Annotated in this window: 13 protein-coding genes; 8 read left to right on the top strand and 5 right to left on the bottom strand. The window is 31.2% G+C overall.

Features of this window, described 5'->3' with window-relative positions; translation table 11 throughout:
- Nucleotides 1-356: 356 nt before the first annotated feature.
- On the bottom strand, nucleotides 357-3,215 hold the full coding sequence (locus BMX42_RS12925; protein ID WP_091315216.1) for a T9SS type A sorting domain-containing protein: 2,859 nt from the start codon (nucleotides 3,213-3,215) through the stop codon (nucleotides 357-359).
- Between the two features lie 261 nt (nucleotides 3,216-3,476).
- On the opposite strand from BMX42_RS12925, the gene BMX42_RS12930 reads away from it, so the two are divergent.
- From BMX42_RS12930 to bioB, 4 genes are all read left to right on the top strand, one after another.
- Nucleotides 3,477-4,409 (top strand): bifunctional riboflavin kinase/FAD synthetase, encoded by a 933-nt coding sequence (locus BMX42_RS12930; protein ID WP_091315219.1) that lies wholly within the window; start codon nucleotides 3,477-3,479, stop codon nucleotides 4,407-4,409.
- 94 nt (nucleotides 4,410-4,503) lie between these two features.
- Nucleotides 4,504-5,793: an HTTM domain-containing protein gene (locus BMX42_RS12935; RefSeq protein WP_091315221.1), complete on the top strand. Its 1,290-nt coding sequence runs from the start codon at nucleotides 4,504-4,506 to the stop codon at nucleotides 5,791-5,793.
- A 91-nt stretch (nucleotides 5,794-5,884) separates the two neighbouring features.
- A complete protein-coding gene (locus tag BMX42_RS12940) occupies nucleotides 5,885-6,328 on the top strand; it encodes a hypothetical protein (protein ID WP_091315223.1) in 444 nt (147 codons plus the stop codon).
- Between the two features lie 67 nt (nucleotides 6,329-6,395).
- Nucleotides 6,396-7,478 (top strand): biotin synthase BioB, encoded by a 1,083-nt coding sequence (gene bioB, locus BMX42_RS12945; RefSeq protein WP_091315227.1) that lies wholly within the window; start codon nucleotides 6,396-6,398, stop codon nucleotides 7,476-7,478.
- A gap of 130 nt (nucleotides 7,479-7,608) precedes the next feature.
- On the opposite strand, the gene BMX42_RS12950 is transcribed toward bioB, so the two are convergent.
- The 4 genes from BMX42_RS12950 to BMX42_RS12965 form a co-directional block, all read right to left on the bottom strand.
- Entirely contained in the window at nucleotides 7,609-8,610 is a 1,002-nt protein-coding gene (locus BMX42_RS12950) for a glycosyltransferase family protein (RefSeq protein WP_091315230.1), read from the bottom strand.
- A gap of 6 nt (nucleotides 8,611-8,616) precedes the next feature.
- On the bottom strand, nucleotides 8,617-9,444 hold the full coding sequence (locus tag BMX42_RS12955; protein WP_091315234.1) for a UDP-2,3-diacylglucosamine diphosphatase: 828 nt from the start codon (nucleotides 9,442-9,444) through the stop codon (nucleotides 8,617-8,619).
- Nucleotides 9,445-9,790: 346 nt separating this feature from the next.
- Entirely contained in the window at nucleotides 9,791-11,041 is a 1,251-nt protein-coding gene (locus tag BMX42_RS12960) for an aspartate kinase (protein ID WP_091315238.1), read from the bottom strand.
- A gap of 59 nt (nucleotides 11,042-11,100) precedes the next feature.
- Entirely contained in the window at nucleotides 11,101-11,571 is a 471-nt protein-coding gene (locus tag BMX42_RS12965) for a GNAT family N-acetyltransferase (RefSeq protein ID WP_177169175.1), read from the bottom strand.
- A gap of 211 nt (nucleotides 11,572-11,782) precedes the next feature.
- On the opposite strand from BMX42_RS12965, the gene fbp reads away from it, so the two are divergent.
- The 4 genes from fbp to BMX42_RS12985 all read left to right on the top strand — a co-directional run bounded on the left by fbp (nucleotide 11,783) and on the right by BMX42_RS12985 (nucleotide 15,585).
- Nucleotides 11,783-12,790, top strand: a complete 1,008-nt coding sequence (gene fbp / locus BMX42_RS12970; RefSeq protein ID WP_091315245.1) for a class 1 fructose-bisphosphatase — start codon at nucleotides 11,783-11,785, stop codon at nucleotides 12,788-12,790.
- Between the two features lie 116 nt (nucleotides 12,791-12,906).
- Nucleotides 12,907-13,497, top strand: a complete 591-nt coding sequence (locus BMX42_RS12975) for a HupE/UreJ family protein (RefSeq protein ID WP_091315248.1) — start codon at nucleotides 12,907-12,909, stop codon at nucleotides 13,495-13,497.
- Nucleotides 13,498-13,571: 74 nt separating this feature from the next.
- Nucleotides 13,572-14,003: a deoxycytidylate deaminase gene (locus BMX42_RS12980; protein ID WP_091315252.1), complete on the top strand. Its 432-nt coding sequence runs from the start codon at nucleotides 13,572-13,574 to the stop codon at nucleotides 14,001-14,003.
- Nucleotides 13,996-15,585 carry a S41 family peptidase gene (locus BMX42_RS12985; protein ID WP_091315254.1) on the top strand — a complete coding sequence of 530 codons (1,590 nt, stop codon included), beginning with the start codon at nucleotides 13,996-13,998 and terminating at the stop codon, nucleotides 15,583-15,585. The genes BMX42_RS12980 and BMX42_RS12985 overlap by 8 nt, the downstream gene beginning before the upstream one ends.
- Nucleotides 15,586-15,653: the final 68 nt, after the last annotated feature.

Consider the following 15,653-nt stretch of genomic DNA (forward strand, 5'->3'; position numbering starts at 1 on the left):
GATTTTAGATAATTATGTCTAAAATAATAAGTTATTAGTGAACACTTTTAAGCTCTTGTGAGCTTTGCATTTAATCAATATCTTAATGATGTTGTTACGATTTAAACTGTATTTAATATTTTGAAATAGTTTTATGGTTTAATTATAAGTATTAGAATTATGACTGTAAAATGTAAAGAGTTTTAAGTCAAGTGTGTAGAATAATTGTAAATACTAAAAGAACTTAGTAGACGCTTGTGTTTAAAGTTAGTATAAGTGTTTCTGATTTTTATTATAAATGCTTTTTTGAAATATAATGAAGCAAAAAAAAGGCAACCTAATTAAAGGTTGCCTTGCTTTTAAAGAAAGAAAATTAATTATTCAACAATAATTTTCTTAACCTGTTTTTTATCACCATCTTTTATAGTAACAATGTAAATTCCACTTTGAACATTCTTTAATTGAATTTGTTCATTGAAGAATCCATTGTTAGAAAATGATTTTGAATAAACTTCACGACCTCTAATATCGTGTACATTTACATTAATTTTATTTTTTGAATCTGATGTGAATTGAATGTTAAATACACCATTGTTTGGATTTGGATAAATTGAAATAGAATTATCAAAGTCAACTGATGGATTTGATAATAATGTTGCAGCTGTTCCAAAATAGTAAACACCATTAATACCACCTGAGAAAGTAGCTGTTAACGTAAAGAATGTACCAAAAGTACCAGTAGTTGTTGTTAATGCTGTACTTACACCGTTTTTAATTACTTTTAATGCAGTTCTGCTGTTTCCAGTTGCAGCTTCCCATCCAGCAACTTCTGCTTCAGTGAAGTAAAACTTAATTGTTCCTGTACCAGCAGTATTGTTAGTTGCAGTAGCAATTGTTAATGATTTAGCCATAACTTTTAAGTTATTAGCAGTATTTGTACTGAAGTCAACTGCTGCAGCTCCAGCACTAGTAATACTTCTGTTTACTTCAACTGTTGTACAACCATGGTCAAAATTATTAACAGTACCATCTAACATTATGTTTTTTGAAGTTGCATCTGCAGCATAAAATGTACCTGCAGCAGGAACTAATGCTTGGTATTTAGTTGCAGTATTAATTTCTGTTTGAACAACAGCTGCATTATTTGTAACGATAGAAATGTCATCTAACATGATCCAGTTTTGGTCAAAAGTGTTATGATGTCTGAATACTAAATAAACGGTTTGTCCTGCGTAAGAAGAAACATTAGCTGTAATAGTATTTCTTTGAGCTCCACCTGCTAAAACAGCATTATTGATTACTGGTGTTTGAGCGTTTAAAGTAGCTACAGTAAATGTTGATGGGTTTACAGTAGTAAGATATACTGAATAATGTTCTAAGAAGTACGGCGCAGCTTGAGTTGTACCAATACCAAAACTTAATGTTGAAGTTCCTGTTGGAATAGTAAATGCAGTACCTGAATATAAAATATTATCAGGATTTAAACCTGTGCTAGGTGAAAGCCAAGATCTAGAAAAAGCAAAATTATCATCAAACCCAATAGTGTTTGGTGTATTTCCAATTCCCCAGTTATTACCGTCAGCATCTAAATCTTTAATTGACGCAATTACTGAAGGGCTAGGATCGAAAGTTTCTTCAATAACAGTTACATTTGAAGTTGGAGTTGGAGCAACATCATTGTCGTTAATTGTAAATTTAACAGTGTTGTAATCTGCAATAAGAACTGCATCTCCACCACCAGCATTGACAGTAGCTCCAATAACTACAGTTTCCGCTGATTCTCCAATACCATCATTAAAAACTCTTACAGTTAAAATCTGATCAGCTGTTGATCCTGTAGGGAAAGTAACAGTTGGAGTCATGATTTGGAAATCTTTTAAATTTGTTGCAGTTGAAGCACCATTTACATTGAAAGTAACAATTGTACTTGCAGTAGGAGCTTTTGTAGTTCCAACGTTGAAATTGTAATCTGTATAACTACAGTTTGTTCCTTCAGTAATACCACAATTTGTTAAACTAGGTTTGAAATAGATTCCACTTAATGCAGGAGCAGTTCCTCCTAATGATGCATTTAATGTAGATCTTCTAGGTGCAGCGCCCATAATAGTTTGCATTCTTGCTTTTTGACCAGCTGTGAATGTGTCCATACAAGCATCTGGCGTATAGTCCATATAATTTTGAACTTGATCATTACCAGGTGCAGGACAAGAGTTTACAACTGCACAAGTATAATTTGCAGCAGCAGACGCCGGAGTGTCAGCTACGAAATCTTCATTTGTTGCAACGTTTGACGCTATAGCAGGACAAGCATCATCTCCCCAAATATGTCTTAAACCTACCCAGTGACCTACTTCGTGAGTCATAGTTCTACCTTCGTCATATCCTGGATTTAAAATAAAAGTTCCATCGTTAAGATTCTTTGTTCCCATAGAATCAAACGCACAAACAACACCATCTGTACTTGCAGTTTGTGGAGTTGTGCTCAAACCACCTAAACTTGACTCTGGAAATTGCGCATATCCTAATAAACCACTTAAACCACCTGCAGTTAAAGCAGCACCACCTGGACGAATAATCCACATGTTTAAATATTTAGTTGGATCCCATTGAGTTGTAGTTTTCATAGCTTCAACTTCTGATCTAAGTTCCCAATCTGGACCACCTGGACCATCAGGATAATTATTTGTTGGAGGAGTAAGTACTCTTCTAATTACACCAGTAGTTGGTTGACCACTTGGATCTCTTTTTGCCAAAACGAAATTAATTTCAGTATCAATAGCAACTCCAGTAGAGTTAGCTCCTCCCGGAGTACCAGCTAGTCTTCTAAAGTCATTATTCATTACTGTTAATTGAGAAATAGCTTGTGCGTCAGTAATGTTTTCACCAGTTCCAACACAATCTCCGTTATGAACAATATGAATTACTACTGGGATATTGTAAACAGCAGTAACACTTTTATTGTTTTTAATTCTATCTGCTTTTTGTTTTTCAATTTCTGTAGCTAACCACGTTTCAAACTGTTGCTTATTTAAACGATTCGGGTATTTTTTTTGTAACTCTATTTCGTTTATCTCAGTTAAACATCTATGGATGTTAGTGTTTATCTTATTTTCTGAAGATACAGATTTTTTACCAAATTGAACTGGCTCCACTTGGGTTTTAGTTTGAGCATTTAAACTTAAAGACGAAGCGCCTATAAGCAAAAGCGACCAAACTAGATTAGTAGTCTTTTTCATGTATTTGTTGATTTAATTAAAACTTAGCGTAAAATTAATTGTTTTTTTTTAAATATAAAATTTTTAGAAGAATTTAACTTTTTTAAAAGCATTGATTTTTAATGTTTTGAGGTTTAAGTTGATTGTATTTTGTGTTTTGCTAATTTTATTTTTACTTTTTTGGTTTATTTGACTCTTATTTTAAAACGAATTTTTATTTATATTAACCAATTTTGTTGTTTAGAATAATTATTATCAATTAATTTGCATAAAAAATTTCAGTTGAAAATCTATCATTCAATAAAAGATTTTACCACATCCAAAAAAACAATTGTTACTTTAGGTACTTTTGATGGCGTGCATATTGGTCACAATGCTATTTTAGATAAAATTTGTTCAGCCGCACAACAAGAAAATTTGGAAAGTGTTATTCTTACTTTTTTCCCACATCCACGATTAATTGTTTCTAATAATTATGATATTAAATTATTGAATACAATGGAAGAAAAATCAGCTTTATTAGAGAAAAAAGGGATTCAAAATTTTATAATTCATCCATTTGATAAAATTTTCTCAGAATTATCTCCAAGAGAATTTGTTACTCAGGTTTTAGTTGAAAAATTAAATATTCAAAAAATTATAATTGGTCACGATCATAAATTTGGTAAAGACCGCGCTGCCGATTTTAATGATTTGATCAATTTCGGAAAAGAATTTGGTTTTGAAGTAGAAGAAATTTCAGCTCAACAAATCAATGAGGTTTCGGTAAGTTCTACAAAAATTAGAAATTCACTTTTAGAAGGTAACATAGCTTTAGCTAATGAATATTTAGGTTATCCTTATGTTTTAACTGGAAATGTAGTAAAAGGTAATCAATTAGGTAGAACTATTAATTTTCCAACTGCAAATATTGAAATTCCAGAAGACTATAAATTAATTCCTAAAAATGGAGTTTATGTTGTAAAGGCAAATGTCAGCAATCAGAGTGTTTTTGGAATGATGAATATTGGCGTAAAACCCACGTTAGGAGAAAATAAATTATCTATTGAAGTGCATCTGCTAAATTTTGATAAAGACATTTACAATCAGAAAATTCAAGTCAGTGTTTTAGAAAGATTACGTGATGAACAAAAATTCGATTCTTTCGAAGCTTTAAAATCGCAATTAGAATTAGACAAACAAAACACAATTCATTATTTTGAAAATTTAAAATAATGAAATCACCATTGACTAGAAGTTTGTATATGCAAACATCAATAATTAAAAAGGTGATAACATATATGACCGCTAAAAAATAAATCTTACATATATGAAAAAGTGGCTTGCTGAAACAATTGATAACTCCGGATTAGTAATTTTTAGAATTTTACTTGGACTATTAATCGCTTCCGAAAGTTTTGGAGCCATTTTGTTAGGTTGGGTAGAAGCTGTTTTCGTTCAAAGTAAATTCACATTTAATTTTATTGGATTCGATTTTCTGCAAGTTTTACATGGCGAAAAAATGTATGCCTATTTTTTTACAATGGGAATTTTAGGTTTACTAATTACTTTCGGATTGTTCTACAGATTTGTTATGATTGCTTTCACGATTATGTGGACTGCAGTTTATTTAATTCAGAAAGAACATTATAATAATCATTACTACTTTTTAATTCTCATTTGTATCATTATGATTTTTTTGCCAGCCAATGGTAAACTGAGTGTAGATGCGAAATTATTTCCAAAAATAAAACAAACTAAAATCCCGAGATGGATGCCTTATTTGCTAATTTTTCAATTGGCAATTTTATATTTTTATGCGGCAATTGCCAAATTATATCCCGATTGGTTAGATGGAACTTTCTCCAGAATTCTTTTAAACGGAATTACACAACGTCAGTTTTTACTAGATATTTTCAATCAGAAATGGTTTTTATTAACTTATGCTTACATCGGAATTTTATTCGATTTACTAATTCTGCCAGCCTTATTGTGGAAGAAAACCAGAAAATTAGCCATAATTGCCTCTTTCGGATTTCATCTTTTTAATGCTTATACGTTGAAAATTGGGATTTTTCCTTTTTTAGCGCTGAGTTTTATAGTGCTACTTTACGATTCAATTCCGCTGAAATTTTTGAATAAAAAAGAAGAAATTCTTCCTAATAATAATTTCAATACCAAATTATTGCTCTTCCTTTTTGTGCCGTTTTTTATCGTACAATTAATTTTGCCATTGCGACATCACTTTATTAAAGGCGATGTGTTGTTTACCGAAGAAGGTCATAGATTGTCTTGGAGAATGATGCTTCGCGAAAGAAAAGGGTTTTTAAAAATTAAGGTTGTAGATAAAAACACTGGCGTGTCTTATTATTATAATTATGCTGCAGAATTAACACCGAAACAAATCAAAATTTTAAGCAATTCGCCAGACGTAATTTGGCAATATTGCCAGAAAATCAAAAAAGAATCCAAAAAACCTATCTCTATTTTTGTGGAATGTGAAGTTTCTATTAACAGACGACCTTTCTATAAATTGATAAACGAAAAGACAGATATGGCAACTGCTAAGTTTAATTATTTTGCCCATAATGATTGGGTTTTACTTCAAAATTTGAATTAATTACGTTAAAATAATTTTAAAAATTCAATTGATAATCAAGCAGATAAATAATATTTTCGTACATTTATAATAATCAAAAAAAATATAGGGTATGAAAAATCAAGTTGAAATTAAAAACGGAATCTTAATTTTTGTAGGTATTGGTATTTTCTTTTTACTAATGGACTTGTTTGGGTTAGCTGACAAAAATTATCTTAGAATTTTAAACGCTTTTATTGTGCTTTTCGGAATTTGGAAAACCGTTAAAAGCAATTACGCCAACGGAACAACAGGATATCTAGAAAACTTGATTTCATGTTTTAAAACAGGTATAATTGGAGTAGTTTTAGGTATAATTGGACTAATAGTTTTTGTTTACATTAAAGGTGGTGAAAGTTATTTAGCAACATTAGCTGATACTTTCTTCTTTACAGGAAAAACAAACTTGGTAAAATACTGTGCTGTGCTACTTTTTGAAGGTGTTGCCTCGTCATTAATTGGCTCTTTCGCCATTATGCAATATTGGAAAGACGTTCCTGCAGTTTCAAAACATTAAAAACTTCCCTCATAAATTTTTTCTTCAAATGTAAATTAGTACTTTTGGAGCATTAATTTATGATTTTATGAGTGTTACTAAACATAACTGGACGAAAGAAGAAATAATTGACATTTACAACAAGCCCTTAATGGAATTGTTATATGATGCTGCATCAATACATAGAGAACATCATGACCCAAATACGGTTCAGGTTTCTACACTTTTATCAATAAAAACTGGTGGTTGCCCAGAAGATTGCGGATATTGCCCGCAAGCTGCTCGTTACCATACAGATATTGAAGGAAACGATTTAATGTCGGTTTCTCAAGTAAAAGCACAAGCATTACGTGCCAAATCTTCTGGATCTTCTAGAGTTTGTATGGGTGCAGCGTGGAGAAACGTGAAAGATGGTGCCGAGTTTGATCAGGTTTTAGAAATGGTTCGTACCATTAATAAACTAGATATGGAAGTTTGTTGTACTTTAGGTATGATTACTGAAAATCAGGCACATCGTTTAGCAGAAGCTGGTTTGTATGCTTACAATCACAATTTAGATTCGTCTGAAGAATATTATAAAGAAGTAATTTCTACTCGTGGTTTTGAAGACCGTTTAGAAACTATTGAAAACGTTCGTAAAACAAATGTAACCGTTTGTAGTGGTGGAATTATCGGAATGGGTGAAAGTATTTCAGATAGAGCTGGAATGTTAGTCGCACTTTCTACGTTAAACCCACAACCAGAATCGGTGCCAATTAACGCTTTAGTTGCTGTTGAAGGAACACCGTTAGAAGATGAAAAACCAGTTGAAATTTGGGAAATGATTCGTATGGTAGCTACTACCAGAATTGTAATGCCAGAAACTCAAGTGCGTTTATCAGCTGGAAGAACAAATATGAGTAGAGAAGGACAAGCGATGTGTTTCTTTGCTGGTGCGAATTCTATTTTTGCTGGAGATAAATTACTAACTACTCCAAATCCGGATGTAGATGAAGACATGAAAATGTTTGAAATGTTAGGATTAAATCCACAAAAACCATTCATCAAAAAAATGCAACCAGAAACGGTTGAAGCTGCAGATTCTAAATTTGAAGCTTTAGGTGAAAAACCAAAATGGAGTAGACCAGATCATAAAATTGAAAGAAATTTAGAAGCTTCTGGAAAGAAGTAATTTTAAAATACATTACAAAAAAGCCCAAACATCGTTTGGGCTTTTTTTATGTTTAAACGGGAAAAAAGAGCGACTATTTACTAACCACAATAAATGAAAAACACTACTTTTTTGTCAATCTTAATCCAGTTTATATGAATAGAAATTCAGTATCAAAAGAGGTGTTTTCTAAAACAATATCCTCAATAATTCCTTCAACGTTATTAGAATAATCAACGGTAATAATTCGGTTAGATAAAATCCACATTTCAATTAAATTAAAATCGATTTTTTTGGAAGTCAATACACCCATTTCTTTTAAAGCCAAAGCATTGCATTCTTGTTCAATTTGCTTTTTAATCGGAATAACAAATAATTTCTTTTTTAAATATAACGCTTCCGATGGTAATTCGAAACCAGCATTACATAACACACCAGCGCAATTCGCGAAAGCACTTAAAAATTCGTTTTCATCAATTGGAAATACGGTGCAATTATGTGCTGAATAAGAAGTTTTTGCATGTTTAGAAAAAATAGTCCAATTAGCAGAAGTTCGTTTCAATTCTTTAATAATTTTGATGTCGGAATACGATGGCAAATACGCTATGTAATTTCCTGAAGTCGATGGTTTTAAGTTTCTAACTTTTTTTCGAATGACAGGTTTGAAAATTTTATCATTGTATTCATTAAAATGAAATCCGTATTTTTTGGTTACTGGCGCATAATTTTTAAAAATTTTCCAACTTAACCAACTCGTTTTTTTAGGTTTTGGTGTTTCTTCAAAAAATAAAGAAGATTGATGCGATAAAGAAACGACATTTCCGCCTTTTAATTTGCAAGCCCAAGCTGAAATTGGTTCATAATCGTTAATAATCAAATCGTATTTATAAACGTTAAGTTTTAAAATTTGATAGATAAATTGGAAGTAATTGTTCTTGAAAAAGGTTTTCAAAAAAGAAACATTTCCGTTGCTTCCATAAAATAAAGAAATTCCTTTAAAATCATAATCGACAGGAAAACCTAAATTAATTTGCGATTGACTTCCGCTCGTTAAAATATCAACGTCTCCATAAATTCTTAAAAGCGGAATGATTTCTTGCGCTCTGGCTAAATGACCATTTCCAGTTTTTTGTACGGCATATAAAATTCTCATAATTTCTTAGTTAAATGCAACAACTTCTTTAATTAAATTCTCAATGCTTTTCATTTCAATATCGTGAATTTCGTTTTCTAACTCGTCTTGAAAATCATTTTTATCATATGTGTAAATCTTCCATTCTTGGTTGTGATATTCTAAAGCGGTTAAATTTTCAATCCAATCGCCACTATTCAAATACATACAACTTCCTTTTTTGTTTTCTACTTTTCTAATTTGTGGCTGATGAATGTGTCCGCAAATCACATAATCGAAATTATTTTCAATCGCTAATTCCGTGGCGGCATCTTCAAAATTCCCAATAAATTTTACGGCTTTCTTTACGTTATTTTTAATCTTTTTCGAAAAGGAATATTTCTCTTTTCCAATTCGAGTTAAAAACCAATTACTTAAAACATTCAAACGAATTAAGAAATCGTAACCCCAACCGCCCAATTTTGCAATCCATTTAGAATGTTGCACAGATGCATCAAAAACATCACCGTGAAAAAACCAGGCTTTTTTGCCATCAAGTGTCATAATTTTTTTATTCGTCAATTCAATATTTCCGAAATTCGTATCGGCAAATCGACGCAAAAATTCATCATGATTTCCCAAAATGTAAACTACTTCAGTACCTTTTGTGGCTAAATCGATAATTTTTTTAATGACTTTTAAATGAGGCTTCGGGAAGTAACTTTTTTTAAACTGCCAAATATCAATGAAATCACCATTAATAATTAGTTTTTTTGGAGTAACCGATTTTAAATAAGAAAGCAGTTCTTTCGCCTGACAACCATAAGTTCCCAAATGGGTGTCGGAAATTACTACAACATCAACTATTCTTGCCATAATACGTTCTGTATTGTTTCAGCAAAGTAATAGTTTGTTTGTTAAGTGAATGACATTAGAAAATTAATAAATCGCTATAAAAACTAATTTGTTGTAAACAAATATCTTTAACGAAAAAGCGATTCTATATGACCTTTGAAAGAAAATAAAACAGACGTATAAAATTGAAGTAAAAAAAACTCCTAATTAAAGTAAATTTAATTAGGAGTTTAGTTTTTTTGCCACGAATTTCCGAATTTACTTTTGGTAAGTTTGATTCGAATTATTAATCGACTTTGTCGGTTTTAATCTTTTTTTTAGATTTTTTAATTCGAGAATTCGTGGCTAATTTTTTTAGTTTGTATTGTTATTGCGTTACAATTTGCAACGTTTCACGGCTAATTTGTTTTACCAAAACCTCTTTGTCTTTTTCTACGACTTCTGCTGAAATCGCATCAAAATGACGAATCGTATATAAAGAAACATTCTCGTTATATGATACTTTGAATTTTTTTGATAAGATGGTTTTGATTTCTTTGAATTTATCGAATTTGTCTTCTACACAAACAGAAAAACTAATCGCCGAATTCTGAATTAAACTCACTTTGATTTTGTATTTATGAAATAAAGCAAAAATTTCACTGATGTTTTCTTCCATAATGAATGAAAAATCAATAGAAGAAAGTGAAATTAAAATTTGATTTTTCTTTACAATGAAACAAGAAGTTTTTGGTTCTAAATCAACTCCTTTACTCACTTTTGTTCCAGGTAAAGTCGGATTGATAAATGATTTCACATATAAAGGAATTTCTTTTTTCTGTAAAGGTTGTAAGGTTTTCGGGTGAATCACACTTGCTCCGTAAAAAGCCAATTCAATCGCTTCTCTGTAAGAAATTTGATTTAATAAAACCGCATTTTCAAAATATCTTGGATCGGCATTTAAAACTCCAGGAACGTCTTTCCAAATCGTTACACCTTGCGCACCTAAACAATAGGCAAAAATGGCAGCTGTATAATCTGAACCTTCACGACCTAAAGTAGTTGTAAAGTTGTTCTCATCCGCACCGATAAATCCTTGCGTCACAAAAAGTGATTTCTTTTTGTTGATTTTTGAAATTAATTTTTGAGTGTGATCCCAATCTACATTCGCATCACGATAATTATTATCCGTTTTAATGTATTGACGAACATCTAACCATTGATTAGGAATTCCTGCAAAATTTAAATAATGACTTACAATTGTAGTCGAAACTAATTCACCAATACTAATGATTTGGTCATAAACAAAAGGATAATTTGGCGATTTATTACTTCTAACAAAGTATTCTAAATCGTCAAAATGTGCATTGACATCAAAAAATACTTCGTGTTCTTCATCGTCAAATAAATCCAAAAGAATTTGATTGTGATATTTTCTAATATCTTGAAGTGAAGCGTATAATTCGTTAGATTTATCAAAGTAATTTTTAATTACAATTTCTAACGCATTTGTGGTTTTACCCATTGCAGAAATTACCAATAAAACATCTTCGTGTCCTACTGTTTTTAATACTTCCAAAACGTTTTTTACTCCAGCAGCATCTTTTACCGATGCGCCACCAAATTTGAATATTTCCATTCTTCTTGCATTGCGAGTGACGAAGTTGTGTCGTTACTCAATATTAATAGTTGTGTTTATTATTTGTTTAAAAAAGCTTCCATTCCGGTTTCGTCCATGTGAACTACTCGCCAATCATTTAAAACTGTTGCGCCACTTTTTTCATAAAATTCAATAGCTGGTGTATTCCAATCTAAAACATTCCATTCAATTCTACGAACATTGTCTTTTTTACCTTGTTTGATAATTTCAGAATACAAAGCAAAACCAGCGCCAGTTCCTCGGCTATTTTCTTTTACAATTAAATCTTCTAAATGGATGGTTTTTCCTTTCCATGTTGAAAATCGGTAATAATATAAAGCGATACCAATAATTTGCTCATCCACTTCTGCTACAAAAGTATGAAATAAAGGGTTTTCAGAAAAACCATCTCGTATCAAGTCTTCAGCTGTGATAACAACTGCATCTGGCTCTTTTTCAAAAATGGCCAATTCGGTAATTAAATCCAAAACCGCCGGCATGTCATTTGGTGTTCCTTTTCTGATTTTCAACATTATAAAAAATTGTTATAAAAGTATGCAAATGTAATTAATCGAGTTTAATTTTAAAAAAATATTTTAAAATATAACAAAAATTTATATTTTTAGTTTAAAACTGATTTTTTTACTTTTTTAGAACACATTTCAAAAATTTTAAACACCCTAAAATATTCGTGTAAATTTGCGTAAGTTTGCAGTACAATTCAACTCAATAGATTTCGTAATGGAAGAAAGAAATAAAACCCTTGGTGAGTTTATCATCGAAAATCAAAAAGCACATCAATATTCTTCGGGAGAATTATCAAAAATTATTAATTCTATTCGTTTGGCTGCGAAAGTAGTGAACTACAAAGTGAATAAAGCTGGATTAGTTGACATTGTTGGTGCAGCTGGTGATCAAAATATTCAAGGTGAAGACCAACAAAAATTGGATGTTTATGCGAATGAAGTTTTTATTCAAACGTTAATAAACAGAGAAATTGTTTGTGGAATTGCATCTGAAGAAAACGATGAATTTATTACAGTTGAAGGTTTAGATAAAAGTCACAATAATAAATATGTGGTATTGATGGATCCGTTAGATGGATCTTCAAATATTGATGTAAATGTTTCTGTTGGAACTATTTTTTCTGTTTACAAAAGAGTATCGCCAATTGGAACTCCTGTAACTTTGGAAGATTTCTTGCAACCAGGAACAGCTCAAGTTGCTGCAGGATATGTGGTTTATGGAACATCAACTATGTTAGTTTATACAACAGGTCATGGTGTAAATGGGTTTACTTTAAATCCAGCTATTGGAACATTCTATTTATCGCACCCAAATATGAAATTTCCGGAAAAAGGTAATATTTATTCTGTAAACGAAGGAAATTATATTCAGTTTCCACAAGGTGTAAAAGATTATATCAAATATTGTCAAGCTGAAGAAGAAGACCGACCATATACATCTCGTTATATTGGAAGTTTAGTATCAGATTTTCATAGAAATATGATTAAAGGCGGAATTTATATTTATCCAACAAGTTCAAAAGCACCAAAAGGAAAATTACGTTTGTTATACGAATGTAATCCAATGGCATTTATCGCGGAACAAGCTGGTGGAAAATCATCAGATGGTTTCACTAGAACTATGGAAACTATCCCAACAGAATTACACCAACGTGTACCCTTTTTCTGTGGTGTAGAAGCTATGGTGGAAAAAGCGGAAGAGTTTATGAAAAACGCAAAATAAGTTATAATAAGATATAAAGTGTTATAATAAGTTAAAATTGGAAAGCGACAGTGATGTCGCTTTTTTATTTACTCAAAATTCTGTAAGTTTGAAAATCTATTTAACCTACTACTATTATGCAAGAATTTTTAATATACTTCAATATGGGATTAAAGCACGTGTTAGACATTGGTGCTTATGATCATATTTTGTTTCTTATTGCCTTAATGATTCCATATGCTTTTAAAGATTGGCAACGTGTATTATTATTGGTTTCCTTATTTACTATTGGTCATACATTTGCTTTGTTTTTATCTGTTTTCGGAATCGTAAAAATTCAGGTGAATGTAGTAGAATTTCTAATTCCAATAACGATTTTGATAACCGCTATTTTTCATTTGTTTACAGCCGGAAAATCGGGTAAACAGGAAAGTATCACTTTTGTCGCGTTAATCACGGTGTTTTTCGGATTGATTCATGGTTTAGGATTTTCGAATTATTTCAATACTATAATGGTAGGAAGTAATTCAGATAAATTATTTCCATTACTAGAATTCGCATTAGGAATTGAAGCCGCTCAAATAATTGTAGTAATTGTTGTTTTGATAATTGCCTATTTAGTGCAAACCGTATTCAGATTTTCAAAAAGAGATTGGGCTTTAGTATTGTCGTCATTTATAATTGGTGTAGTTTTGCCAATGATTTTACAAAGCGAAATTTTTAAGTAAGAACATAGAATAATTTCGCAAAGATTCACAAAGAAAAAACTTAGCGACTTAGTGCCTTCGTGGCAAATACAAAAATGAAAGAAAAGAAAAAATTAAAATACGATTTAGCCTATTTACGCATCGCAACCGAATGGGGAAAATTATCATATTGTAAACGCAAGCAAGTTGGCGCAATTATTGTTAGAGATAGAATGATTATTTCTGATGGATATAATGGAACGCCAAGCGGATTTGAAAATTGCTGTGAAGATGAAGAAAATTTAACCAAATGGTATGTGCTTCACGCAGAAGCGAATGCGATATTAAAAGTCGCGCGTTCTACACAATCCTGTGAAGGTGCAACATTATATATTACGCTTTCACCTTGTAAAGATTGTAGTAAATTAATACATCAATCGGGAATAAAAAGAGTAGTGTATTTAGAAGAATATAAAGACACTTCTGGTGTCGATTTTTTAAGAAAAGCAGGTGTAGAAGCCGAACATTTACAAGTTTTAAATGAGTAAACCACATAACAAATATTATATTTTTATTCCTGTAATCATTGCTTTGTCTTTTGCAGGCGGATTGCTATTAGGAAATAAAATTGATGTTTTGAAACAGGCTCGTATCGGTGCTAAAACCGAAGGGAAACTCAAACTTAATAAACTAATCGACTTTATTGATAGTGAATATGTAGACGATGTCAATACCGATTCTATTGTCGATTTAACAGTTACTGGGATTTTAGAAAATCTAGATCCACATTCTATATATATTCCAAAAAAAGAATTGGCGCATGTTGCCGAAAATATGGAAGGAAATTTTGTGGGAATTGGTGTTAATTTCTACATGTACAAAGATACATTAACGGTTATAAAGCCTATTCCAAATGGACCTTCAGCTAAAGTAGGTATCAAAGCTGGTGACAGAATTTTGTTCGCAAATAACAAACAACTTTTTAAGAAAAAATACGAATCTGATAATTTATTTCCAATCTTAAAAGGAGAAATTGGCAGCACTGTTAATTTAACAATTTATAGAAAATCAGAAAACAAAAGATTTAAAGTTAATGTTACTCGCGATTTAGTTCCTGTGAAAAGTATTCTTGTGGCAACAAAAGTAAACGATAAAACAGGTTATATTAAAGTCAGTCGTTTTGCTGAAACCACTTTCGATGAGTTTCATGACGCTTTAGTTTCGCTAAAAAAACAAGGAATAAAAGAGCTAATTGTCGACTTGCGAGAAAATGGTGGTGGCTATTTAGAAATGGCTGTGGCTATGGCTGATGAATTCTTAAAAGACAAACAATTAATCGTTAAAACAAAGAATAAAAAAGGAACGGAAGATTTATCATACGCTACCGAAAGAGGTGTTTTTGAAACAGGAAGATTGTATGTTTTAATTGACGAAAATAGTGCTTCAGCAAGTGAAATTTTTGCTGGTGCAATTCAGGATAACGATAGAGGAACAATTGTAGGTCGCCGTTCTTTTGGGAAAGGTTTGGTACAACGTGAAATGAAAATGAATGATGGTTCTGCGGTGCGATTAACCATTGCAAGGTATTACACACCTTCAGGAAGAAGTATTCAGAAACCTTATGAAGATAAAGGTGAAAAATATTTTAACGAATTTGAAAAACGTTTCTTAAGTGGTGAATTATACGAAGCTGACAGCATAAAAGTAGCTGATAGTTTGAAGTTTAAAACCAAAAAAGGCAGAATTGTTTATGGTGGCGGTGGAATTATTCCAGATGTGTTCGTGCCAATTGAAAAAAATCATGATAAAGAAGGTTTAGAATTGTTGCTTCAATCGGATATTATGAGTTATTATGCGTTTGAAAAATTAGATAAAAATCGAGCTTTTTTTAGTAAAATGACCAAACAAGAATTAAAAAACGAATTGTTTAAAAAAGAAAAATACTTCACGCAGTTTAAGGAATATGTGACTTCAAACGGATTGCTTTTTAATTTATCCGAACAAAAAGAGCAAGTCTTAGCGTACTTAAATGCTGAGTTTTCAAAACAACTTTTTAACGATACGGCTTATTATCAAATTGTACTTCCAAGAGACAAAATGATTCAAAAAGTTTTGGAGAAACAAAAATAATTTAAGAAAATCTTTACAAATTTTGTCTTTTACTTAACTATTGGGCATTATTTATATTTTAATTTTGG

The sequence above is a fragment of the Flavobacterium terrigena genome (genome assembly GCF_900108955.1).
GTDB classification, from domain to species: domain Bacteria; phylum Bacteroidota; class Bacteroidia; order Flavobacteriales; family Flavobacteriaceae; genus Flavobacterium; species Flavobacterium terrigena.